Genomic DNA, 21263 nt, shown 5'->3' on the forward strand with positions numbered 1-21263 from the left:
TTTTATGGTTTTTCTCTTACTATTTTATCAAAATAACTATCTCTGTATGAAAATTTATAAAGATTTACACTATGTTTAGGTACATAGACCTTTCTCAAAATTCCCCCTCTAAATGCTCCATTAATAAAAGGTGGTTTTTCTCCTTCAAACGTAATAGTTGTTAATTTTCTACAAGGATTAAAGCAACCTGAGCCAAGTTCTTCAACATTTTTAGGGATAACAAGATCTGACAATTCTCCACAATAACTAAAGGCTAAAGCTTCTATCTTTATCAGACTGTTAGGCAACCTAACAGAAGATAATGAACTACAATCAATAAAAGTTTCTTCTCGTATTACTGTTATTCCTTCTGGTATTTCTATACTTTCTAATTTAGAACACTGCTTAAAAGCAAACCCACCAATATCTGTTAATTCTTTAGGAAATATTATAGAAACCAATTCCTTTTTGCCTTCAAATGCTGCTCCCCCTATAACTGTAACATCTTTAAGGACTTCGTCCTTTTCCATATTTATAGAAACTGTCTCTTCATTAAGCCATTTAACAAGCGTTTTTCCATCTTCACTTAGTTCATAATCATTAGGAGAAATATTACTCCCACAACTACTAATAGCCAATACTCCCAGCACTGCTACTATTGTCAAAAAAATTCTTTTCATTCCTAATATCTATTTTTTGTTATTTCTTAAATTAAAAAAGCAAACCTACTCACGAAAAAATTCGTAAGCAGGTTTGCTTATGTCAAAAATTTTGTTATACGCGCGTGCGTGAGCTCTGTTATTTACAGAGCATAGGAAAGTGCTTGCTTGGACCCTATCGTTTTGTGCTATAAAAACACTGTTTTTCATTTGCTTTAGAATTAACCTAATTGACAGGACAAATTTATAAATAATTTTTTAAATAAACAAAAAATTTTTAGAGGTTAATTTTTTAGTTCTTTTTCTTGTAAAGATATTTTCTTACTTCATTGGTAGAGATAAAGAAATGTCCATATCCTTTTTCTGTCAGACCTGAAATAAGTTTCTTGTCTAATGACCATATTTTATGTTTGTATTGTAAATGAAAGACAATGAAAGGGATATCGTCCACATCTATATCTTTAGTTATTTTCTCTGCTTTTAACAGGTTTGCCTCCGTTATATCCTTAGAAGTAAGAATAACAAACTCTTCTAAAATATTATAGAATTCTGTTTTTATCTGTTTTTGTGTTTTCTTAGTAATCTTTGCTATATCTGGCAAATGTTCTTCAATTTCTTCTAAAAGATAATCAGGAACTAAAAATTGTACATTTTTTCTTTCTGATAGTATTTTTGCTATCTCACCATGAGGTGCAGGGCACTATAAAAGATATTAGTATCTGTAATGACTATCATGATATACTTTTTTCAGCCCTTTTCTCATAAAATCGTTTAGTTGCTGCTTTCTTTGTTTTTTGAGAAAGCGCCAGTATCTCCTCTTTATATTTAAGAGGTATTCCATTTTCATCTTCTTCCAATAGTTCGGGAGCTGGTGTTGCCTTTGCTTTGGTAGCTGTCTTTTTCTTAGTTTCCTTGATTTTTGTAACCTTTACAAAATCAAAGGTTTCGGCCTCCTTTACATAGGCTAAGGCTTGAGGACTGTCATTGAGTACGGTAATTGTATATGGCATAAGTATTAGTTTTGAGTTTTGAGTTCTTAGTTTTGAGTACAAAGGTAGAAATTATTTCCTAATAGTAAGCACAAAAATTATACCAAGGTAGAGATTAGAACGAAAAAGTGAAGAATCACATGGGGTAATTCTTCACTTTTCATTTTTATTCTTCACTTAAGAAAGTCTATTTTTTATCTTTCTTAAAGTGGGGTTTGTCCTTTTTTTCCTTATCGGAATGAGGTTTTTCTCTCTTTTCGAGATTTTCTGGACGTGGGAGAAGTGCCTTGCGAGATACACGGGTTTTCTTCGTCTTAGGATCTATACCAAGGTATTTCACTTCGATAATATCGCCTTCTTTGAGTACATCTGAAGGTTTCTCTACACGCTCCCATGCAATTTCGGATACATGTAGGAGAGAATCCTTACCTGGGACAAACTCTACAAAGGCACCAAATTCTACCAAGCGGGCTACACGCACCTTGTACACCTCACCTTCTACAGGCTCAAAAGATACATGGTATACAGCATCTACCGCTTCTTGGATACCATCAGCATCAGTACCGAGGATCTCTACAACACCTAATTCGCCCACTTCTTCTACCACAATAGTAGTCTTAGTTCTTGCCTGTAGGTCTTGGATATTCTTACCACCAGTACCAATGAAAGCACCGATGTATTCCTTAGGCATCTCAAGGCGTACAATCTTAGGCGCATGTGGCTTCACAGTTGGGTTTGGCACGGCTATAGTATCAGTGATTTTACCAAGGATATGCATACGACCTTCGCGGGCTTGCTCTAAGGCTTTTTCCAAGATTTCATAAGTGAGTCCCTTGATCTTGATATCCATTTGGCAGGCAGTGATACCATCCTTAGTCCCTGTTACCTTGAAGTCCATATCACCCAAGTGGTCTTCGTCGCCCAAGATATCGGAAAGTACAGCGTATTTGTCGCCATCAGTGATGAGCCCCATAGCAATTCCTGAAACAGGTTTTTTCATCTGGATACCTGCATCCATAAGGGCTAAGGTACCTGCGCACACTGTAGCCATAGAAGAGGAACCATTGGACTCCAATATCTCAGAAACCACACGTACAGTATAAGGGCAATCCTCTGGAATCATACGCTTAAGCGCACGCTGAGCAAGATTTCCATGTCCTACCTCTCGGCGAGAAGTTCCTCTAAGCGGACGTGCTTCCCCTGTGGAAAAAGGAGGGAAATTATAATGCAAGTAGAAACGTTCTTCTCCCTGTTCGGAAGGAATATCTATCACATTGGCCTCACGAGAAGTTCCCAAGGTCACAGTAGTAAGAGACTGTGTCTCTCCACGGGTAAAGATAGCCGAACCATGAGGAGAAGGCAAGTAGCCAACCTCGCACCATATAGGGCGTATTTGTTTAGTATTTCTACCATCCAAACGGAGATCCTCATTGAGAATAAGGTTACGGACAGCTTCTTTTTGTGCTTTGGAGAAGTATTTGCTAACCAATTTATCGTACTCTTCCAATTCTTCTTCAGTGAAAAGGGCTTTACAAGCTTCTTTTACTGCATCGAACTTATCGCTACGCTCATGTTTGGTAGTATTTTCCTTAGCTATAGCATAGCATTTGTCATAGCAGAAGTCATATATCTTCTTAGCTACCTCCTCGTTTTCCTGCGGTACTTCATAGGTACGTATAGTTTTACCTACCTTTTCGCGGAGGCGTTCTTGGGCTTCTATCTGTACTTTGATCGCTTCATGAGCAAAGTGAATAGCATCAGCCATATCCTTTTCAGATACCTCATCCATTTCCCCTTCTACCATGGCAACAAACTCCTTAGAGGCTCCGACCATGATATCCATATCCGATTCTGCCAATTGCTGTGCACTTGGGTTGATGATGAACTCCCCATTGATACGTCCTACGCGTACCTCGGAGATAGGTCCATCGAAAGGGATGTCCGATACCGCCAAGCAAGCAGAGGCAGCGAGTCCCGCCAAGGCATCAGGCATCACGTTCTCATCATGAGACATAAGCTGAATCATCACCTGTACTTCGCAGTAGTATTCCTTAGGGAACAGAGGTCTCAATACCCTATCCACCAAGCGCATTGTAAGGATTTCCTGATCACTGGGGCGTGCTTCACGCTTGAAGAAACCACCAGGGAAGCGCCCAGCAGCAGCAAATTTTTCACGATAATCTACAGTCAAAGGAAGGAAATCCACACCTTCACCTGCTTCCTTATTAGCAACGACCGTGGCCAAGAGCATAGCATTGCCCATTTGTACCACTACGGAACCATCGGCCTGTTTGGCCAATTTTCCTGTTTCAATGGAGATTGTACGTCCATCGGCAAGAGTAATTATCTCTTTTTTTACTTCTGGAATCATAAAAGTTTTTATTAAAATGAAACAAATAGTGTTGTGTTGCTATTGCTATTCCAATGAAAAACTATTTAATAAATATTTTAATGGCTTCTTTTTAAGAAAAAAGGGGCATAGAGCCCCCCTTTTGTTGTGTAACAAAATTATTTTCGGATACCTAATTCCTTAATAATAGCACGATATCTCTCAATATCTTTTTCTTTTAGATAGTCTAACAAGCTTCTGCGCTTTCCTACGAGCCTTACTAACGAACGCTCTGTATTGTAATCCTTACGGTTGGCACGCAAGTGCTCTGTTAGGTGATTGATACGGAAGGTAAATAGAGCGATTTGCCCTTCTGTGGAACCTGTATTGGTTTCACTTCCTCCATGTTTTTTGAAGATTTCTGCTTTTGTTTCTTTTGTTAGATACATTCCAATATTGTTTTAAATGATTATTATGTATTTTTTAAATCGGGGGCAAAGGTAGTACAAATATTTTTTATACGCAACTTTTTCTAAAAAAATCTTTATTTTCCTCAAAAGAAATACTCCTGCTATTGCAGGAGTATTCCCTACTCTATTCTTAACTTAATCATCATCTTCTTCGTCTTCATCATCTTCATCATCTTCTTCGTCATCGTCATCATCATCCTCTCGCTGATCATGATAATCATCTCTGTAATGCTCCTCCTCTTCTTCTTCCTCTTCATCATCATCGATATGAAGTGATGTTTTTGAAATATCCTTCTTACGCTTGAGGGCAATTTCATCCTCTCTGGACATTTCTAATGTGTCTGAATAATAATCATCCTCTTCCTCATCATAACGTTCCATAGAAGTAGCCAATCGAGTGCTTACTTTTACTAAATAAATAGTATCCTCTGTACGCACTTCTAACGCCTCTACAGTTTCATTTTTAGCATTCTTGAATCGGATAACATCACGATCCTGATAACCTTCTGGATATTTTTCCACGAGCAAAGCCAAGATGTCTTTGGTTAGTTTCTTATAATCAACAATAGTTCTTTTCATTTAGCCTTCTTATTTATAATTTTAAGTGGCGCAAAATTAAAAGAAAAAATAAATACACATCTTATTATTATGTTAAATAAAAGTTATTTTTAATTTTTAATTTAACTGTTTTTGTATGTTTTAAAGCTATTGTATAGATTAAATTATGTTAATTATTGAAGCAATTGCCACAATCTATCTTTTAGGATTGTTATTCCTTGCTGAGCAACAGAGGAGATAAGTAGGTAAGGAAGGTCTAAAGAAGCTGCCTGAAGTTCCTTCTCAATAAGCCCTTGAAGTTCTTGGTCTAACAAATCAGTTTTTGAGATAGCAAGAAGACGCTGCTTGTCCAATAATTCTGGATTGTATTTCTCCAATTCTTTCAAAAGAATATGGTATTCCTCTACTATATTAGGGCTGTCAGCAGGTACTAAGAAGAGCAATACAGAATTACGCTCTATATGTCGCAGGAAATAATGTCCTAAGCCTTTCCCTTGAGAGGCTCCTTCTATAATACCTGGAATATCAGCTATAACAAACGATTGAAAATCACGATATCGCACAATTCCTAAATTAGGTTTTAGAGTTGTAAATGGGTAATCAGCTATTTTGGGTTTGGCTGAAGTAAGCACTGAGAGCAGTGTAGACTTACCTGCATTAGGAAAGCCTACCAATCCAACATCGGCGAGTACCTTGAGTTCCAAGAGCAGTTCCCTCTCTTCTCCTGGGATTCCTGGCTGGGCATAGCGTGGAGTCTGGTTGGTTGAAGTGCGAAAATGCCAGTTACCCAATCCTCCTTTTCCTCCCTTAAGGGCTATTTTTTCTTCCTTATCTTCGGTAATCTCAAAAAGAACCTCATCGGTTAGTGCGTCTTTGACAATAGTACCCAAAGGCACCTCCAAGTACACACTATTACCATCAGCTCCTGTACTACGATTGGCACCACCATCTCCGCCATGTTCAGCTCGGAAGTGCTGTTGGAACTTAAAATTGATCAGTGTCCATAGGTTTTTATTACCCCGTATGATAATATCACCACCTCGACCTCCATCCCCACCATCAGGTCCTCCTTTTTCTACAAATTTTTCTCGGTGCAAATGAGTGGATCCTTTACCTCCATTACCGGAGCGAACGTATACTTTTACATAGTCTGTGAAATTTCCTTCTGTCATAACATTCTACTATTTAATATATTATATGTATAAAATCTTTATTACTAAAATTACTATCAAAGGGGCTAGAAGAGGAAGAAGTAAGTTTGCATTTCTCTTTCCATAGGCTTTTTGTTTGTGTAATAAAATAGCTTCTATAATAAGGTATATAATCCAAATAGCAGAAGCTATTAGGGTGAAAAAAAATATTGTAATCGCATCCCCTGTACCACAGAAACTATGTGGATTGATAAAAGCGAAAGAGATCCTTATGGCAACCACAATAAGTCCTACTAAGACTAATATACGATAAAAAATATGCTTTAGAACTATCATAATATATGTAAGAAAAACAATCTTAAGGTATACTAAGAAGAAGAAACTCTGCTGTCTAAATTAGTTCAATGATAGATAATAGTTTTTTCATCACAAAATAATATTGTTAATTAATCATTAATCATTGTTCATTAATCATTAATTTTGTATCTTTGCTCTTTGATTATAATCATTCATCACTAATGAAAGTAGCTGTAGTTATGGGAAGTCAAAGTGATCTTCCTATCATGCAAGAAGCCATCGACTTCTTAAAAGAGAAACAAATCCCTGTTTTGGTGGATATAGTCTCTGCTCACCGTACTCCTGAGAAACTTATTTCTTTTGGGAAAAATGCACATTTGCAAGGAATAGATGTCATTATAGCAGGAGCTGGGGGTGCTGCACACCTTCCGGGTATGCTTGCTGCTGTAAGTCCACTGCCAGTCATTGGGGTACCTATCAAGAGTCGTAACTCCATCGATGGCTGGGACTCTGTACTTTCTATTCTTCAGATGCCCGCTGGTGTTCCTGTAGCTACGGTTGCCCTGAATGGAGCTAAAAATGCGGGTATCCTCGCTGCTCAGATCTTAGGTGTAGCCCACAAGGAGGTACAAGAGGAAATCTCCAAATACAAAAAATCCTTAGAAGAAGCGGTGCTAATGATCAATATTCAATGATTAATGTTCAATGAGTTCTGATTTCTGTTCTCTGTTACCTATTACCCAACCAAGTGTGGTATATAGATAAACATTAGCACTGCCACTACAGCAAAAAAGATCATGGTCACAGCCCCAGCAGCAATATCCTTAATCTCCCCTATTTTGGTATGGAAATCAGGGTGAACGAAGTCACAGAGCTTTTCCAAGCCTGTATTGAGCCCTTCTATAGCTAATAGCACCCCGAAGGACAAAAGCTGAACCATCCATTCTGTTGGGGTAAGTTCGAAATAAAAACCTAATCCTACAAAAACGAGAAACCCTATACTATGGGTGATAATAGCATCCTCAGTACGAACCAAGAGCCAAAAGCCTTGTAAGGCATAGCGAGTACTCTTGATTCGACCTATTACAAACTTTTTCATTTCTTTAATTTTAAAAAGCTATCCTCCTACACGCTTCACTTTGAAGCCCTTCCCTTTGAGAAATACCATGATCTTATCTCGGTAATCCCCCTGAATGATGATTTTTTCCTCTTTCACAGAACCCCCAACCCCTAAGTGAGTTTTAAGCTCCTTAGCCAATATCTTGAAATCAGCATCGGCACCTGTATACCCTTCTATAAGGGTAACAGGCTTTCCATTACGCTTTTCATATTTGCATAAGAGAGGTTCATCCTGTAACCAAATATTGGAAGAGGGTTCCTCAGGGAGTACTTCTTCCTTATGGTCAGGAAAGAGCTTTTGGAGTTGTTCTCTTAGCATATTATTTTCTTTTTAGTACCTTTTCTACAGCACTGAGGATTCCCTCCTTGTCCAAACCATATTTACGCATGAGTTCGGCAGGAGTACCACTCTCGCCAAAGGTATCATTCACTGCTACTAACTCTTGTGGTACAGGATAGTGCTGTGCCAATACACGGGCTACACTCTCTCCTAAACCACCATAGTAGTTGTGTTCCTCACAGGTTACCACCGCTTTGGTCTTACGTACAGAGGAGAGAATTATTTCTTCGTCCAAGGGCTTAATAGTGTGAATATCAATTACCTCAGCCGAAATACCTCTTTGTTCTAAGACCTCACAAGCTTGTAATGCTTCCCATACTAAATGACCTGTAGCAATGAGAGTAACGTCAGTTCCTTCATTGAGCAAGAGTCCTTTTCCTATCTCGAAAGTCTGGTCTTCTGGAGTAAAGTTTGGTACAGCAGGGCGGCCAAAACGCAGGTATACAGGCCCTACGTAGTCAGCGATTGCAATAGTTGCTGCTTTGGTTTGATTGTAATCGCAAGGGTTGATGACCACCATATTCGGTAGCATTTTCATCAGCCCTATATCCTCCAATATTTGGTGGGTAGCTCCATCCTCTCCGAGAGTCAATCCTGCATGGGAAGCACATACCTTTACATTCTTATTTGAATAAGCGATAGATTGGCGTATTTGGTCATATACACGTCCTGTAGAAAAGGCTGCAAAAGTACCTGTAAAAGGAATTTTTCCACCTATAGTAAGCCCTGCAGCAATACCCATCATGTTGGCTTCGGCTATTCCCACTTGAAAAAAACGTGTAGGGTTCTCTTCTATGAATTTTTCCATCTTGAGCGAACCTATAAGATCTGCACAGAGAGCTACTACGTTGGGATTCTTGCGTCCTACTTCGGCAAGTCCTGCACCGAAACCGCTTCTGGTATCTTTCTTACCTGTATCTGTATATTTTTTCATCTGACAATATTTTTAATGTTTTTATTTTTTCTTTCTAAACCTATTTGTAAGCTCTACAAAAAGAAGGCTCAACAGCATAAAAGGAATGGTTATCACCATTAAGAAAGAGTTCCAAGTTTTCCCAACAAGGGTCTCCTTTAGCTCAAACTCTCCGTGGTACAACTCATTTCGTCTGTAATAGTTAGCAAATCGCCTTGTTTTAAGTAGCTCTGCTATAAGTGGCTTGGCAGGTGCATACTGATGTATGATTCCTAAAGTATCTATGGCATAAGCCACTACAGACATATTATCTTTGAGAGCGAACTCCTTTTGAACAAACGGCAATAAAGTATCCAACTCAGAGGGCGGGGTGAGCCAAATAGCCATAGTTTGTATAGTTTCCTTTTGTATGTCGGAGATAAAATCAGCTGCTTTTATATGCTGCCAACACTCTTGTAACACAATAGGTTCCGCCTCATTTTCCTCTGTAATAGGATAATCTTCTTCCTCTATATCCTCCCAATCATAGAAATCGGTCTGCTTGGCTGCCTTTTCGTAAGCTTTGAGAAATGAATCCAAACTCTTGAACTGTGGTGCAAATACCGCCTCATCGTGCCTTACGATCGCAACTTTCCCTTTTAGAAAGCCCGAAGTATAGATAGCCACACAATCACTTTCTTGGTTGGAGAACAAGGGAAGTATCTCAAAGCCAAGGTTACACTGCCTTATCCACTGAAGGATTGCCTCTCGCTCATTCTCATCCATGAGAATAACACCTCCATGAGGTTTGAAGTTCTGCAAAGGTAGTGGGTCTATCCCCTTTATTTCTAACAAAGTGGTCAGTTTCATTACACTTGTGTATCAGAGTGCAAAGATACTATTTTTAATTCTATAAAACAAAAAAACTTTGTCAGCCTTTTGAGCTGACAAAGTGAGAAAAAGGAAAGTAATTGTTCCTACCAAGTGAAGGAAAGTCCTCCAATGATATTTCTTCCTACCCCTGGGATAAAATTAGTTTTATCATCGGGAGTTGCCACAGGGTTAAGGCGCATAGGAGGTGCGGTAACTTCTGCTTGCACCAGATAGCTGGAGGCATATACCTTATCAGCTAAGTTATTTCCTTGTACAAAGAAAGTCCATTGACCTTTTTTATACCCCAAGCGAGCTCCTACAAGGCTGTAGGGATCTTGGTATAAGGTGTTTTTATGATCTATAGGAGTCTTCTGAGGAAGAGATTCGAGATTTACTTCTGCAAAAACACCTGAAGGATGTCTATAGGTGAGTGCTCCAAAAAGATAATGGGTAGGGATTCCTGCGATCTGATTCCCCTTGAGTTCTCCTCCATCGAAGTAAAAATCACTATAGTTATAGTTGATTGAAAGGGTAAAAGAATCCTCAGCTGCAGAAAAGACATGAGTAAGGAAAGTAGATTGCAATCCAGCTTCTACCCCTCTGTGAATGGTAGCATAAGGAGTATTAACAGTGTTTCCTCCTACCCCTACACTACCATCGGCTATGGTGAAGATCTCATCCTTTACCCACGATTGGTAAGCGCTGACATTCCACAGAAGTACCTGACCTATATTCCCTTTGGTACCTACCTCCGCAGTGGAGGCTTTTTGTGCTTTTAGGTCGGAGATGGTAATAGTAGTAGGTCCAGAGTTCACATTAGAGCTATTGCTGTACACCACAGGAGGCACTGGAGGGCGGTTAGGATTAGGAGTAGCGCTTCCTGTAAGGCGTACAATCTCTAAGAAGGTGGGAGGTTCATAGCTACGAGAGAAGTTGGCAAAAACCTGTGCATGATCATTGAGCTTATAGATAAGCCCTACCTTAGGATTAATGGCATTGTAAGAGAAATCCCCTATCACAGGAGTGGCCGCATTAGGGTTCGGTAAGGCACGTGCTTGTAAGCCATTGGGGGCAACAAAAAAGAACGGACGCCTTGCCCCAACAAACTTATCCTCTACTTTACGAGTATCATAACTTCCTTGTACACTTACATTGGCTAAGAAATTTGGAGTAATCTTATAAGTATCAGACACATAAGCTATAGCATGGCGTGCGGTAAGATCTTGCTTGGCAAAGAGTGCTCCAAAACTGCCACGATCGTTATGAAAACGAGATTGGTGCATCAGTCCTTGACTATACTGTAAGCCTATGGAAAAATCGTTCTTCTCAGTAGTATTGGTATAAGAGAGACGTACCCCATAGTCATTATTGAAATCCTGACGGATACCATTGGCAATAGGATAAGTAAAGGCATCATCGGCATATTGATAATAGAGAGTAGCCAAAATAAGGTTATTGGCATTGATCTGATAAGCCAATTTGGTACCAAAGCGGGCAATTTTACTGCTTCGATTAGGCTTATCTCTCAGTACATTAGGTCCAAAAGCATAAGGGAAAGTAGTCTTAGGAGCCTTATTGATTTGTTTGTTATCACTTTCCATCTGATGACGAGTCAGAGGTCCTGGTATATCAAAATAAAGATCTGTAAAAGACGCATATAGTCGTGCTTCAAATTTATCAGAAAACTTATGTCCTGCATTCAAAAGTGCATTGAATCGTTTAGAACTATTATAGGTACGATATCCATCACTATGGTTATAAGAAGAAGCTACAAAAAGGTCACTTTTCCCTGAGGAAAAACCAGAGGATATAGTACTATTGAAGTAGTTAAAACTACCCGCTTCCATCTTGACACTTAGTGGAGAAGCATTATATCCATTCTTAGTTACAAAGTTCATCGCTCCCCCTAAAGTAGCGCCACCATACTCAAGCGCATTGGCTCCTCGATAGATTTCCACCAAGTTACTCACTTGAGGTTCCAATACACCTATAATGTAAGATCCATCAGCAAAGTTAATTGGAATACCATCCTGAGAGAGTGCCACCCCTCGAGATTGAGGGTTGCTCTGGATACCTGAACCACGGATATTCAGGCGAGGTTGGTCATTCCCTCCGAAGAAATCCTGAATGATAATTCCAGGCTCTCGCTGGAGTGCATCCTTAAGAGTCTGCGAACGCTGTATGTTTAAGTTCCTCAAATCCGCTAAGTTGGTACCTCCAGCTACCTTATCTAGCTTTGCCTTAGTCAGCCCCACGGAGTTGACCACCAGACTTGGATTGTCTGAGATCGTCACAGGTTGAAGCTCTACAACTCCCGAAAGAGTCTCCTCTACCCCTCGGTGGAGAGTTGTTTCCACATAGGTCACCCTATTTTCATTATCTTGCAATACTACAGGAAATTCCAAGGGAGTATATCCCTCCCGACTGACCTGTAAGGTAGGGTGTTCTTCCTCTACTAATAAGGTATATTCCCCTTTTGAGTCAGTAAGCACTTGTCTGCCTGAGGAAAGTGTGCGTACTAACACCTCTGAGAGAGGTTCTTTCTTCTCATCAAGGATCTTCCCTTTGATTTTATACTGTTGAGCTTGTAGAGATAAGCCAAAGAAAATAGCTACAAAGAGCAAAAGATTTTTGTGTAAAATCATATATAATATATTTATTTAGACTGAGGCAAAATTACAACTTTTTTTTAGATATTTTTATTCTTTTGAAAATAAATTATTTTTTAACTAATTTTCTTATTTTGATTGAATAAAAATTATTATTTTATAAATATTTGTAAATCAAATATCCATTTAAGATTTCATATTCTTAAACTCAAAATGCACGAAATATTTCTGTAAAAGAGCTTTTTACCCGTTAAAAAACTTTAACATAAAAAAACGATAAAAACAGTTGCTGTTTGAAAAAAAATAATTATATTTGTGGCGAAGTAAAAACAGGACATGAAAACTTTATTAAAATCTGTAACTATCATAGACAAGGAAAGTTCCTATCATAGGAAGAAGCAAGATATCCTTATAGAGGATGGCATAATCAAGCAAATTGCTTCCCAGATTGCTTCCTTAGACGATTGTCAGACCATAGCCGGTGGCTATATCTCACAAGGATGGGCAGATAGTAGTGTAAGTTTTGGAGAACCTGGATATGAAGAGAGAGAGACCTTAGCACATGGTATGACAGTAGCTGCTCGCAGTGGCTTCACCCAAGTGATGCTCAACCCTACCACTCACCCTATTACAGATACACGCAGTGGAGTAAACTATCTGAAGAGTGCTATAGTAGGAGCTATTGCAGAGGTCTTCCCTATAGGAGCTCTTACCACAGAGAGCAAAGGAGATTACTTAGCAGAGCTTTACGATATGCAGCGGGCAGGAGCGGTTGCCTTTGGGGACTATAAAAGAGGAATCTCTCAGGCAAATTTACTAAAAATAGCTCTACAATATACCGCCCCTTTTGGAGGAATTGTCCTCTCTTTCCCTTGTGATGCATCTATCATGGGCAAAGGGGTTGTCAATGAATATATCACCTCTACCCGATTGGGACTCAAAGGGATTCCTGCCTTGGCAGAGGAGATCATTGTAGCGAGGGATTTGGCGATCTTAGAATATGCTGGAGGAAGACTCCACATTCCAACCATCTCCACTGCAGGCTCTGTAGCCCTTATCGCACAGGCTAAAGCAAAAGGACTGGATGTAAGCTGTAGTGTTGCCCTTGGGAATCTACACTTCACCGATGAGATATTAGAAAATTTTGATACCAACTACAAAGTACTTCCTCCCCTACGCCACGAGGAGCATGTGGAAGCCCTACGAGAAGGGGTAGAGAATGGTACTATTGATATGATAACTTCCGATCATTATCCCTTGGATATAGAGTGCAAAGCAAAAGAATTTGACCTTGCTGATTTCGGAAGTATAGGCTTAGAAGCCACCCTAGGAATACTTCTTACGCATTTTTCGGTAGAGAAAACCGTAGAAATGCTCACCAATGCTAAAAAGCGTTTTTCCCTTCCTTCTACACCTATTGAAATAGGAAAAAAAGCTAACATTACCCTCTTCACTGATCAAGGAGATTGGGTGATGAACAAAAAAGATATTATATCTTCTTCTAAAAATTGTGCCTTTGTAGGTGAAAACTGCAAAGGAAAAGTACAGGGCGTTATCACCGAAAGAGGACAATGGCTCGTGTAAATGCTACTCTTAACTTCTACAAAAAGTATTGTAATTAATTGTTTAACTTCGAGAACACTAAAAATTTTAAAAAAACTACTACCTATATTATATAGGCACTCTTATTCTACTTACTACCAAAAAGATGAAAGGTTTTTCTTTAAATTATTTGGTAAGACCTGCTATCATAGAGCAGGAGAATGGCAAATCTCCCGCCATCTTCATGCTACATGGCTATGGACAAAACAAAGAAGAATTCTTCTCTATAGCCAATGAACTCCCTCAGGAGTATATTGTTATTTCGATACAAGCTCCCTACAAGCTATCCGATAGCCAATTCTTCTGGTATGCTATAGAGCTTGTCTCCTCCAAATGGTATGATATTGTGCAAGCGCAAGCTACCCAACACAAACTCTTGACCTTCATAGAGCAAGCTTGTGATCGGTTCAATATCGACATGGATAAGGTAACTTTCATGGGCTTCGACCAAGGGGGTATTCTAAGCCTCTCCTTAGCAATCTCCTTCCCTGAAAAGGTACAAAGAGTGGTTGCTATCAATAGCTATATTGATAAAAAACTCTTGAGTTTTAACTATCAAAAGAATAACTTTGCCAACCTAAGGGTCTGTTTGCTGCATGGTTATTCGAATGAGGTAGTTCCTTTGGAATGGGCAGAAGATACCATGACTTTCCTCAAGAATTTACACATCCGTTATGATTTTCAGACTTTCGCCTCTGGACATGTATTTTCCGCAGAGATGTTCTATGCGGTCAAGACATGGATAGAAGAAAACAGTATTGCTGAGAATAACCCCTCATAACCTACTTATGTAAGTGCAAACCACATTCTTTGTTGGTTTTGTTCTCCCACCACCAGCGGCCGGCTCGGAAGTCTTCTCCTTCCCTGACGGCTCGGGTACAGGGAGCACAGCCAATACTAGGATATCCTTTGTCATGCAGAGGGTTATAGGGAATACCATGACTACGCAAGAAGGATAGCACCTCTTGGGTCTTCCAATGTAATAATAGGTGTACCTTGATGATCTGGTTGCTCTCATCCCATTCTACCATAGGCATCTGCTGCCTGTGAGGGGATTGCTCTGCTCTGAGTCCAGTGATCCATATTTTGTTCCCTGCTAAGGCTCGCCTGAGTGGTTCCACCTTGCGGATGTGACAACAAGTCTGTCGCAAAGCGACTGAGTTATAGAAGGCATTGATACCATTATTCTGTACATATTCCTCTATTGCCTGTGCCTCTGGGTAATAAGGGGTGATCTTCGTATGGTAGTACTCATTGGTCTGCTCCCAAGTGGTATAGGTCTCATAGAAAAGGCGTCCAGTATCCAAGGTGAATATCTTGACATCAAATGAATTCTTAAGAATAAAATCTGTAATTACCTGATCCTCCATACCAAAGCTGGTGGAAAAAACTACTTTCCCTGGATATTTCTCAGTGATCAAGGCCAATATCTCTGTCTCTGAAAGAGTCTCTATAGCGGTGAGTAAGTTTGTAATTTCAGTGTTCATAAGTTCTTTTTGTTAGCGAAGGCAAAAGTATAAAAAATTATTTGACAAATTACTTTTACACATGCAAAATCTTTGTAAATTTGCAGAAAAATTCAAATAAGAATGATTCCTTTGTTTATAAGCACTCCTGAATTACTTTTTGTTCTCTTCGTAGCTGTATTGCTCTTTGGTACAGACAAGATTCCTGAAATAGCCCGTACCTTAGGCAAGGGAATGCGCCAGCTAAGAGATGCCACCTCTGAGATAAAGAATGAAATCAATAAAAGTGTAGACAAGGCAGGAATAGATACCTCCCTGATTGATGAAGTCAAAGAAGAAGTAGAAAAAGCCAAAGAAGGATTGGAAGATCCTTTTGGAAGTATCAAACGAAGTAGATAATTTGTCACAACAATACACAAGGGATTCAAAGAAATCCCTTTTTTAATATCAAAAACTAAAAATATATGGCCAAAGCAAGCAAAGAAACCCCTCTGATGAAGCAATATAATCAGATTAAGGCAAAGTATCCTGATGCCTTATTACTCTTCAGGGTTGGGGATTTCTATGAGACTTTCCGAGAAGATGCAATCAAGACCTCCCAAGTCTTAGGCATTGTGCTGACCAACCGAAACAATGGCGGAGAACAGACCGAGCTGGCTGGATTCCCTCACCATTCCCTGAACAGCTATCTCCCTAAGCTAGTCAAGGCAGGCTATAGGGTGGCTATCTGTGACCAACTGGAAGACCCTAAACTGACCAAGACCATTGTAAAGCGTGGTGTTACAGAACTAGTAACCCCTGGGGTAGCACTCAATGATGACATCCTACAGAGTGGACAGAACAATTTCTTAGCCTCCATATGGCTGGATTCTCCTGAGAATGGTATCGCTTTTTTGGACATCTCCACTGGAGAATACTATGTAGCCCAAGGAGACAATGCTTATACGGATAAACTATTGGAGAATTTTCGTCCCAATGAGGTATTAGTAGCCAAGAAACAAAGAAAGGATTTTGAGACACTCTTTGGCACACATTTTCATTGCTTTTCATTGGAGGACTGGGTATACAAGGGAGATTTTGCTTATGAGTCCCTTACCAAGCAGTTCAACACCAATTCTCTCAAAGGCTTTGCTATAGAGGAACTATCCAATGGTATCCTCTCGGCTGGTGCTATCCTACACTATCTATCAGAAACACAACACCATCACCTACAGCACATTACTTCCATAAAGCGCATTGTCAGTCAAGAGGCAGTATGGCTTGATAGGTTTACTATACAAAACCTTGAGCTCTATGGTGGGACAAGCAACACCTCTGTTTCTCTTCTTGCTGTCATTGACAAGACTCTCTCTCCTATGGGTAGCCGTACCCTCAAGCGCTGGCTTGCCCTGCCTCTGACCTCTTTAGAACAGATACAAAAGAGACATCAAGTGGTTGCTTATCTAGTCGAAAATAGTGAAGTGCGAGAGAAAGTACGAGAGCAACTCCAGCGGGTCAATGACTTAGAGCGCCTTCTCTCCAAGGTTGTTACTACCAAGATAACCCCTCGCGAGGTTATCTACCTGAAGAACTCCCTAAGGGCTATCCTCCCTATACGGGAGCTTGCGCTCTCTTCCCCCTGTGCTGCCTTGACCGCCTTGGCTCAGCAAATACATCCTTTGGATACTCTCTGTGATCGGATAGAGACAATGCTCAATGAAGATGCTCCTGTCAATATCCTAAAGGGAGAGGTCTTCAAAGAGAATTTTTCATCTGAATTAGACGAATTAAGAAATCTCTCTGTATCGGGGAAAAACTACCTTGATCAGATGCTCGAACGTGAGATACAGCAGACTCATATCTCTTCGCTGAAGATAGATAGCAATAATGTCTTTGGTTATTATTTCGAGGTACGCAATGTACACAAAGACAAAGTTCCTCCACACTGGATTCGCAAGCAGACTCTGGTGAATGCCGAGCGCTATATCACCGAAGAGCTAAAAGAATATGAGGAGAAAATAACCCATGCCCAAGAGAGAATCACCGCTCTCGAACAGGAATTTTTCTCCCAGCTCATCACTGAGATTATCCAATATATCTCTCCTATACAACAGACAGCCACTGCCATAGGACAGATAGATGCCCTCTGTGGATTTTCTACCTTGGCTGTAGAGAATCACTATAGCTGTCCCACTTTGGACGATTCTCTTGTGATAGACCTCAAGGGAGCACGCCACCCTGTAATAGAGAAGCAGCTCCCCCCTACTCAGCCTTATATTGCCAATGATATCTATTTGGACAATGAAAGCCAACAGATTATGATGATCACAGGACCTAATATGAGCGGTAAGTCAGCCCTATTACGCCAAGTAGCGCTGATTGTACTGATGGCTCAAATCGGTAGTTTTGTTCCTGCAACAGAGGCTAAGATAGGCATTGTAGACAAAATCTTCACTCGAGTGGGTGCCAGTGACAATATCTCCCAAGGAGAATCTACCTTCATGGTGGAAATGAATGAAACGGCACTAATTCTCAACAACCTATCCAACAGAAGCCTTATCCTCTTGGACGAGATAGGTCGCGGTACCAGCACCTACGACGGGATCTCCATTGCATGGGCAATTGCCGAATATCTACACGAGCACCCCACCCATGCCAAAACCCTCTTTGCCACTCACTATCACGAACTCAATGAGATGCAAAATGAGTTCTCCCGTATCAAGAACTTTTCTGTATCAGTCAAAGAGGTCAAGGGTAGCATCCTTTTCCTACGCAAACTCATAGAAGGTGGTAGCGAACACAGTTTTGGTATTCATGTAGCGAAAATGGCGGGTATGCCCCAGTATGTAATCGAAAAAGCCAATAGTGTCCTAAAGAAGTTGGAGCGTAGTCATCAGTTAGAGGACAACAAAAAGCAACTAACCCAAAAGGAAGGGATGCAACTGAGTTTCTTCCAATTGGATGACCCTCTTTTAGAAGATATCAAGCGACAGATTCTCGATACCAATATTGATAACCTTACGCCTATAGAGGCACTAATGAAGCTAAATAATATCAAAAGAATGCTCCAAAAATAGATTCAAAATAGCCATCTTGATTCCTTTTGTAGCCTTGTGAAATCGATAAATTACAACTTAAATATCTCTATAGGAGTACCTTGTAACAAGTTTTCCAAAGCTTCAAAAGGATCACTTCCATAAAGAAGAAGCTCAAACCCTTCGGCATAGACACTATTATCTTCACCAATAACTAAGGTGTAATAATCATCATATACCATTGCAAAAGGGATTAAGTTCTTTAAGTCAAAACTACTCTCTATGTAGGAATAATGTCCTTTGTTATTGCTTGTCAAAACCTTTTCTAAGGTAAAATCTATATAATTACCTCTTGCAGAGAAACTTTTATTTAAGAAATACCCCAAAAAGAGTATTAGTGAATCATTGATTTGCTCATAACCTTTTGATCGGTATAAGTTGATTATAAAATCTTTCTTGGCACTAAACTCTGTGGGGCTAATTTTATAATCAATAACTATGTTGTTCTCAAGAAGTAGTTTCTTTAATCGATTTGTTATCATTATTGACCCTCTTCTATTTCCATTAATAAATATTCCTGCAAACTTCCGCTTACTTTTGTACCATTACAGAAGAGTTCAAAGGGATATTCTTGTTCATTAAAAGTAGCTATTCCATCAACATAGGCAAGCAGTTCCGTGATCGTCTCTATCATATTCATCTTAACAAACTCTCTAAGATTATTCCGATTATCCTCATCTATTGATTTATAAAGGGCTTGCGCTTTTTGCCAATAAAGATTTTATAGGGTTCTTTGTTGATCCCCTCCTCTAAAATATGGAAATACCTCTCATATTCCTTCCTAAAGATTTCTTCTTTAATATTTTGAGCTATTAATTTTTCATCCATAATTGCTGCTTTTATATCCACTAAAAAATAATCTTTTACTATATCTGCTCTATTATAAAAGACTCAAAGTTCTTGGCTAATAGTTCTTCTTCATTAGTATCGTGATAGAATGTTTTTACTTTGTTCTCTGAATCTATAAAGATAATATCCCCATTTCCCTCTATGGATATAACATATCCTGATTGGATACTATGGCAAACATTTATCTCTTTATAATAGTCTCTTATAGATTTTGTATAATCTAAAATGGTCTCTTGATTTTTATTATTAGGATCTTTAGAGCAAGGTAACAAATCTACCCCTATGTATGCCCCTCCATAGGTCAATAGTACATATTTGAGCGCATCATCTATTGTAACACCCAATTCTTTCTCTGTACAATCAATATCTTTAGCTTCATTCTTATAGCGAATGAAAAGCTTTCCTATTTCTGAGGAAAGGTAGGAATCTATTGTATTTTTAAAATTGTTTGTCATTACTTGTATTTGTTTGGGTTATCTTTTTTATAATTCTGCTACTAATTATCAACTTGTTGTCTTCCAATTTTCATTTATGTATATTGCCAAAATCCAGCTATAATTTCACCTGTTTTATTATGTTTGTAAAGATAAACTGCCCCATAAGAAAATATAACCATTTTCATAGATGGTACATCATAACCTTCTTCATCTATTGATAAGTAGAAACTGTAATCATCTGCTAATAATTTTTCATAATATACAGGATCATCATCTATAAAGTCAGGTGTTCCTCCTACTTGTACCAGATTAAACTTTTGTTTATCACTACTATAATTACTAATTGAGGAAGTTTTTCCTATCTGAGGTAATGAAAGATTATATTTATCTCCTTCATAAGAAAAATTATGTTCAACTACTTTGATAAGAATGTTTGGATAAGATTGATGATGTATCAATTGATTAAAATCATTAGAAATCAAAATAGATAACATCTTATCTTCTTTCTCAGGATGAACAAGTGTTGCATAGAAAGCATATCCTTCAGGGATTTCCGTTTCTATATTTATGGGAGGGTTCCCGCCTATACGTCCCTTAATACTTTCGTTATAGGAGATACATTGTGCATATAATGGGGTCATACTTAATCTTCCAACAATTCGTTTAAATCATTTACTAAATCATCTGCCTCATCTTCAAGTATTTGTTGGCGATAATACTTATTGTTCTGTATTTTTTCTAAAATACTTACATATTGTACTACATCATAGGAGTTTAAAGTATAGGTTAAGTAATACAGTTCTCTTACTTCCTTTTCTTTCAAATAGTAAAGATCATTGAAAAGTATAGTCGATATATCAGTTACAACTATGTATTGTAATACTTTTTCTTGATTGAGAATAAAATAAAGATTTTCCGTAATCTTTAAAATCACCAAATCTAATAGTTTATTACAATTGGTATAACTAAATACAAGGTTATCTTCACATAAGTACGAACGTGTATGAGTATAATCATCCACTTCAAAAGTAAAATCCTCTCGTGAAAGCGTGGTAAGTGTTGTAGGTTTTTGTTCTTCCAATAAGAAGGAGGGTAGAGAGGGAAGTATACAACTCCCTACATTGTGTTGCAAAATAATATTCACACCACTAAGGTGATTATTGATGTCAAAGAAAAATACATCGCCTGCTTCTTCTAAGCAAGTGTCGCTTTCTCCCCATTCCAAAAGTAGGGTTCTATTGATGATTTTATTCATAAGATCTAAATTCAAATATTAAACGTAACCTTTTGTGCCAATTCCACACTCACAATTATTTACAAGCATTCACAAAGGAGCTTAACTACAATCCCAATTGTATAGTACATTGTCAAATTGGCAAGCCGCCAAATCTTCAGAGCTGATAAAGAAGTTAGCTATACCTCCGAGATTTCCCCAACAAATCTCTTCCCCTTCTATATTATCAATATCTATTTGCAGAAGCAAGAAAGTATGAGGGTCATTTTCTTCACGAGGATCATACTCGATAAAGTAAGGATAACCTCCTATTTTGTGTCCAGTAGGTTCTTTCAG

24 protein-coding genes and 1 pseudogene are annotated in these 21263 nt (G+C 38.8%); 5 read left to right on the top strand and 20 right to left on the bottom strand.

Going from position 1 to position 21263, the window contains the following annotated elements; all coding sequences use genetic code 11:
- Positions 1-2 precede the first annotated feature (2 nt).
- The 7 genes and pseudogenes from CAPGI0001_RS07755 to obgE form a co-directional block, all read right to left on the bottom strand.
- Positions 3-659, bottom strand: coding sequence for a leucine-rich repeat domain-containing protein (locus CAPGI0001_RS07755; protein WP_002668290.1), 657 nt, complete (start codon positions 657-659; stop codon positions 3-5).
- A gap of 271 nt (positions 660-930) precedes the next feature.
- Positions 931-1373 (bottom strand): annotated as a pseudogene (locus CAPGI0001_RS07760) (PIN domain-containing protein).
- Complete coding sequence (locus CAPGI0001_RS07765; protein ID WP_002668061.1) at positions 1370-1648, bottom strand: hypothetical protein; 279 nt, start codon at positions 1646-1648, stop codon at positions 1370-1372. The pseudogene CAPGI0001_RS07760 and the gene CAPGI0001_RS07765 overlap by 4 nt, the downstream one beginning before the upstream one ends.
- Before the next feature lie 166 nt (positions 1649-1814).
- Positions 1815-3998, bottom strand: coding sequence for a polyribonucleotide nucleotidyltransferase (locus CAPGI0001_RS07770; RefSeq protein ID WP_002668068.1), 2184 nt, complete (start codon positions 3996-3998; stop codon positions 1815-1817).
- 137 nt (positions 3999-4135) lie between these two features.
- Positions 4136-4405 (bottom strand): 30S ribosomal protein S15, encoded by a 270-nt coding sequence (rpsO, locus tag CAPGI0001_RS07775; protein WP_002668244.1) that lies wholly within the window; start codon positions 4403-4405, stop codon positions 4136-4138.
- Positions 4406-4561: 156 nt separating this feature from the next.
- Positions 4562-5005 (bottom strand): hypothetical protein, encoded by a 444-nt coding sequence (locus tag CAPGI0001_RS13090; RefSeq protein ID WP_002667957.1) that lies wholly within the window; start codon positions 5003-5005, stop codon positions 4562-4564.
- A 152-nt stretch (positions 5006-5157) separates the two neighbouring features.
- A complete protein-coding gene (obgE, locus tag CAPGI0001_RS07785) occupies positions 5158-6156 on the bottom strand; it encodes a GTPase ObgE (RefSeq protein WP_002668178.1) in 999 nt (332 codons plus the stop codon).
- Positions 6157-6653: 497 nt separating this feature from the next.
- On the opposite strand from obgE, the gene purE reads away from it, so the two are divergent.
- Positions 6654-7127, top strand: coding sequence for a 5-(carboxyamino)imidazole ribonucleotide mutase (purE, locus tag CAPGI0001_RS07795; RefSeq protein WP_002668572.1), 474 nt, complete (start codon positions 6654-6656; stop codon positions 7125-7127).
- Positions 7128-7168: 41 nt separating this feature from the next.
- On the opposite strand, the gene CAPGI0001_RS07800 is transcribed toward purE, so the two are convergent.
- The 5 genes from CAPGI0001_RS07800 to CAPGI0001_RS07820 all read right to left on the bottom strand — a co-directional run bounded on the left by CAPGI0001_RS07800 (position 7169) and on the right by CAPGI0001_RS07820 (position 12301).
- The gene (locus tag CAPGI0001_RS07800) at positions 7169-7531 is read right to left on the bottom strand and encodes a diacylglycerol kinase (RefSeq protein WP_002667975.1); all 363 of its coding nucleotides are present in this window, start codon (positions 7529-7531) and stop codon (positions 7169-7171) included.
- An 18-nt stretch (positions 7532-7549) separates the two neighbouring features.
- Complete coding sequence (locus CAPGI0001_RS07805) at positions 7550-7870, bottom strand: translation initiation factor (RefSeq protein WP_002668459.1); 321 nt, start codon at positions 7868-7870, stop codon at positions 7550-7552.
- 1 nt (position 7871) lies between these two features.
- The gene (locus CAPGI0001_RS07810) at positions 7872-8825 is read right to left on the bottom strand and encodes a transketolase family protein (protein ID WP_002668387.1); all 954 of its coding nucleotides are present in this window, start codon (positions 8823-8825) and stop codon (positions 7872-7874) included.
- Between the two features lie 21 nt (positions 8826-8846).
- On the bottom strand, positions 8847-9653 hold the full coding sequence (locus tag CAPGI0001_RS07815) for a hypothetical protein (protein WP_002668222.1): 807 nt from the start codon (positions 9651-9653) through the stop codon (positions 8847-8849).
- 107 nt (positions 9654-9760) lie between these two features.
- On the bottom strand, positions 9761-12301 hold the full coding sequence (locus CAPGI0001_RS07820; RefSeq protein ID WP_002668335.1) for a TonB-dependent receptor: 2541 nt from the start codon (positions 12299-12301) through the stop codon (positions 9761-9763).
- A gap of 300 nt (positions 12302-12601) precedes the next feature.
- Between CAPGI0001_RS07820 and CAPGI0001_RS07825 the strand changes: the two genes are divergently transcribed.
- A complete protein-coding gene (locus CAPGI0001_RS07825; protein ID WP_002668202.1) occupies positions 12602-13849 on the top strand; it encodes a dihydroorotase in 1248 nt (415 codons plus the stop codon).
- A 124-nt stretch (positions 13850-13973) separates the two neighbouring features.
- Complete coding sequence (locus CAPGI0001_RS07830) at positions 13974-14648, top strand: alpha/beta hydrolase (protein WP_002668177.1); 675 nt, start codon at positions 13974-13976, stop codon at positions 14646-14648.
- A 1-nt stretch (position 14649) separates the two neighbouring features.
- Here CAPGI0001_RS07830 and CAPGI0001_RS07835 read toward each other — a convergent pair whose 3' ends face one another.
- Positions 14650-15354: a phosphoadenylyl-sulfate reductase gene (locus tag CAPGI0001_RS07835; RefSeq protein ID WP_002668031.1), complete on the bottom strand. Its 705-nt coding sequence runs from the start codon at positions 15352-15354 to the stop codon at positions 14650-14652.
- A 102-nt stretch (positions 15355-15456) separates the two neighbouring features.
- Here CAPGI0001_RS07835 and CAPGI0001_RS07840 point away from each other — a divergent pair, with 102 nt between their 5' ends.
- Together CAPGI0001_RS07840 and mutS are read left to right on the top strand one after the other, a co-directional pair.
- Positions 15457-15732, top strand: a complete 276-nt coding sequence (locus tag CAPGI0001_RS07840; protein WP_002668343.1) for a Sec-independent protein translocase subunit TatA/TatB — start codon at positions 15457-15459, stop codon at positions 15730-15732.
- A 65-nt stretch (positions 15733-15797) separates the two neighbouring features.
- Positions 15798-18389 carry a DNA mismatch repair protein MutS gene (gene mutS, locus CAPGI0001_RS07845; protein ID WP_002668142.1) on the top strand — a complete coding sequence of 864 codons (2592 nt, stop codon included), beginning with the start codon at positions 15798-15800 and terminating at the stop codon, positions 18387-18389.
- A 50-nt stretch (positions 18390-18439) separates the two neighbouring features.
- Here the strand turns inward: mutS and CAPGI0001_RS07850 are convergent, their stop codons facing one another.
- From CAPGI0001_RS07850 to CAPGI0001_RS07870, 7 genes are all read right to left on the bottom strand, one after another.
- Positions 18440-18889: a hypothetical protein gene (locus CAPGI0001_RS07850; RefSeq protein WP_002668159.1), complete on the bottom strand. Its 450-nt coding sequence runs from the start codon at positions 18887-18889 to the stop codon at positions 18440-18442.
- On the bottom strand, positions 18889-19047 hold the full coding sequence (locus CAPGI0001_RS12960; protein ID WP_002667997.1) for a hypothetical protein: 159 nt from the start codon (positions 19045-19047) through the stop codon (positions 18889-18891). The genes CAPGI0001_RS07850 and CAPGI0001_RS12960 overlap by 1 nt, the downstream gene beginning before the upstream one ends.
- Positions 19048-19085: 38 nt before the next feature.
- Positions 19086-19256: a hypothetical protein gene (locus CAPGI0001_RS12965; RefSeq protein ID WP_155813457.1), complete on the bottom strand. Its 171-nt coding sequence runs from the start codon at positions 19254-19256 to the stop codon at positions 19086-19088.
- Between the two features lie 17 nt (positions 19257-19273).
- On the bottom strand, positions 19274-19711 hold the full coding sequence (locus CAPGI0001_RS07855; RefSeq protein WP_002668047.1) for an SMI1/KNR4 family protein: 438 nt from the start codon (positions 19709-19711) through the stop codon (positions 19274-19276).
- A gap of 74 nt (positions 19712-19785) precedes the next feature.
- Positions 19786-20334 (bottom strand): hypothetical protein, encoded by a 549-nt coding sequence (locus tag CAPGI0001_RS07860; protein WP_002668507.1) that lies wholly within the window; start codon positions 20332-20334, stop codon positions 19786-19788.
- Positions 20335-20336: 2 nt separating this feature from the next.
- Complete coding sequence (locus CAPGI0001_RS07865) at positions 20337-20948, bottom strand: hypothetical protein (RefSeq protein WP_002667990.1); 612 nt, start codon at positions 20946-20948, stop codon at positions 20337-20339.
- An 81-nt stretch (positions 20949-21029) separates the two neighbouring features.
- On the bottom strand, positions 21030-21263 hold a 234-nt coding region (locus CAPGI0001_RS07870; protein ID WP_002668088.1), incomplete at its 5' end, for a DUF1963 domain-containing protein.

The organism is Capnocytophaga gingivalis ATCC 33624, from assembly GCF_000174755.1.
GTDB lineage: Bacteria > Bacteroidota > Bacteroidia > Flavobacteriales > Flavobacteriaceae > Capnocytophaga > Capnocytophaga gingivalis.

Bases quoted from the DNA above. Each gene is read 5' to 3' on its own strand.
- CAPGI0001_RS12960 (WP_002667997.1), bottom strand. From the start codon at position 19,047: ATGAATATGATAGAGACGATCACGGAACTGCTTGCCTATGTTGATGGA.
- CAPGI0001_RS07810 (WP_002668387.1), bottom strand. From the start codon at position 8,825: ATGAAAAAATATACAGATACAGGTAAGAAAGATACCAGAAGCGGTTTC.
- CAPGI0001_RS07800 (WP_002667975.1), bottom strand. From the start codon at position 7,531: ATGAAAAAGTTTGTAATAGGTCGAATCAAGAGTACTCGCTATGCCTTA.
- CAPGI0001_RS07840 (WP_002668343.1), top strand. From the start codon at position 15,457: ATGATTCCTTTGTTTATAAGCACTCCTGAATTACTTTTTGTTCTCTTC.
- CAPGI0001_RS07860 (WP_002668507.1), bottom strand. From the start codon at position 20,334: ATGACCCCATTATATGCACAATGTATCTCCTATAACGAAAGTATTAAG.
- CAPGI0001_RS07850 (WP_002668159.1), bottom strand. From the start codon at position 18,889: ATGATAACAAATCGATTAAAGAAACTACTTCTTGAGAACAACATAGTT.
- CAPGI0001_RS07805 (WP_002668459.1), bottom strand. From the start codon at position 7,870: ATGCTAAGAGAACAACTCCAAAAGCTCTTTCCTGACCATAAGGAAGAA.
- CAPGI0001_RS07815 (WP_002668222.1), bottom strand. From the start codon at position 9,653: ATGAAACTGACCACTTTGTTAGAAATAAAGGGGATAGACCCACTACCT.
- purE (WP_002668572.1), top strand. From the start codon at position 6,654: ATGAAAGTAGCTGTAGTTATGGGAAGTCAAAGTGATCTTCCTATCATG.
- CAPGI0001_RS07855 (WP_002668047.1), bottom strand. From the start codon at position 19,711: ATGACAAACAATTTTAAAAATACAATAGATTCCTACCTTTCCTCAGAA.
- rpsO (WP_002668244.1), bottom strand. From the start codon at position 4,405: ATGTATCTAACAAAAGAAACAAAAGCAGAAATCTTCAAAAAACATGGA.
- CAPGI0001_RS07825 (WP_002668202.1), top strand. From the start codon at position 12,602: ATGAAAACTTTATTAAAATCTGTAACTATCATAGACAAGGAAAGTTCC.
- CAPGI0001_RS07835 (WP_002668031.1), bottom strand. From the start codon at position 15,354: ATGAACACTGAAATTACAAACTTACTCACCGCTATAGAGACTCTTTCA.
- CAPGI0001_RS07770 (WP_002668068.1), bottom strand. From the start codon at position 3,998: ATGATTCCAGAAGTAAAAAAAGAGATAATTACTCTTGCCGATGGACGT.
- CAPGI0001_RS07765 (WP_002668061.1), bottom strand. From the start codon at position 1,648: ATGCCATATACAATTACCGTACTCAATGACAGTCCTCAAGCCTTAGCC.
- CAPGI0001_RS07830 (WP_002668177.1), top strand. From the start codon at position 13,974: ATGAAAGGTTTTTCTTTAAATTATTTGGTAAGACCTGCTATCATAGAG.
- CAPGI0001_RS07865 (WP_002667990.1), bottom strand. From the start codon at position 20,948: ATGAATAAAATCATCAATAGAACCCTACTTTTGGAATGGGGAGAAAGC.
- obgE (WP_002668178.1), bottom strand. From the start codon at position 6,156: ATGACAGAAGGAAATTTCACAGACTATGTAAAAGTATACGTTCGCTCC.
- CAPGI0001_RS07820 (WP_002668335.1), bottom strand. From the start codon at position 12,301: ATGATTTTACACAAAAATCTTTTGCTCTTTGTAGCTATTTTCTTTGGC.
- CAPGI0001_RS07755 (WP_002668290.1), bottom strand. From the start codon at position 659: ATGAAAAGAATTTTTTTGACAATAGTAGCAGTGCTGGGAGTATTGGCT.
- CAPGI0001_RS13090 (WP_002667957.1), bottom strand. From the start codon at position 5,005: ATGAAAAGAACTATTGTTGATTATAAGAAACTAACCAAAGACATCTTG.
- mutS (WP_002668142.1), top strand. From the start codon at position 15,798: ATGGCCAAAGCAAGCAAAGAAACCCCTCTGATGAAGCAATATAATCAG.